This is a genomic window from Moorena sp. SIO4E2 (genome assembly GCF_010671945.1).
Taxonomy (GTDB): domain Bacteria; phylum Cyanobacteriota; class Cyanobacteriia; order Cyanobacteriales; family Coleofasciculaceae; genus Moorena; species Moorena producens.
Genome location: NZ_JAAHIE010001377.1, coordinates 1 through 1,118 on the forward strand (window position 1 = coordinate 1; position 1,118 = coordinate 1,118).

Sequence of the window (1,118 nt, forward strand, 5' to 3'; positions counted from 1 at the left end):
CCTCTGACTTCTGCCTTCTGCCTTCTGACTTCTGCCTTCTGCCCTCTGACTTCTGACTTCTGCCTTCTGACTTCTGACTTCTGCCTTTCTTTGTTCATCCCTGCTCCTCCTGAATAGCTTGGTTGAGAGCATCCTGGTCAATGGAAACCGTGTAGCGATCGCGTAACTGTTGATAGAACTGCTCGTCCAGCTGTTGGCGCTGGTCTCTGATCCAGTCCCGGCGGACATCCCTTTTGACCTCTGCTAAGGTAGCGTTATGACCCGGTTCAATGTCGCTAACGTAAACCAGATGACTGCCATAAGCGGAATGGAACGGGCCTTGCCAGCCGTTTTCCGTAACCCCAGCCATCTCCTGACCAAAGCTTCCACCAAAGGTGTTGCTTAGGATCTCAGCTGAGGCTAGATTATAGGTTATGGGCAACATGGAGCGGTCCCCTAGCTTCTGGAACCGTTCCAGGTTGGGGTTGGCTTGCAACTGATTCAGAAGATCACGGGCTTCCGCATCAGTGCGATCGCGCCGCATTTCCCGGCTGAAGTAAATCTGTCCAAAGCTAAACTTGCCCGGTATCGCGTAGCGCTCAGCATGCTCCCCTAAATAGGCTTCCAACACTTCATCGGAGGGTTCCTGCAGAGCCGACACATCTTCGACCAAGAACTGCATCTTTTGAACCACCCGTCGCCGCACAATCAGGTCGTTTTGATCTAACCCCAATGCCAGGGCTTCCTGATACAGTACTTCATCGCGAACGTATTTATCCACAAGGCTTTCCAGCTCTTGGGGCAAGGGCTCTCGTCCCCACTGCCGCTGCCAGGTTGTTTTCAAAGACTCAATGGTGCCAGCAGACACCTCAATGTGCTTGGGAGAATCCGATGTGATAGAAGGACCACCAACCCAAAAATATAGCCCAAACAGCAGGGCACCCAAAACCAGGAAATGCAGCAATGGTTCCCGCAAAATCCGAATTAGTGGCTTGGGTCGATCCTCCCTCTTAACCGGGATTTCAGACAGTGAAGTTTCTTGATGAATCAGTGTTGTTGCTGTTTCCTGCATGGCAATTATAACGGTGTTCAATTAGGTGAGGTACATTTTTTTGGGTTTTAGGGAACAGGGAACAGGG

General features: G+C 51.3%; 1 protein-coding gene. It reads right to left on the reverse strand.

Features of this window, described 5'->3' with window-relative positions; translation table 11 throughout:
• Window positions 1-94 precede the first annotated feature (94 nt).
• Entirely contained in the window at window positions 95-1,051 is a 957-nt protein-coding gene (locus F6K37_RS46040) for a peptidylprolyl isomerase (protein ID WP_287257398.1), read from the reverse strand.
• Between the last annotated feature and the right edge of the window lie 67 nt (window positions 1,052-1,118).

Bases quoted from the DNA above. Each gene is read 5' to 3' on its own strand.
- F6K37_RS46040 (WP_287257398.1), bottom strand. From the start codon at position 1,051: ATGCAGGAAACAGCAACAACACTGATTCATCAAGAAACTTCACTGTCT.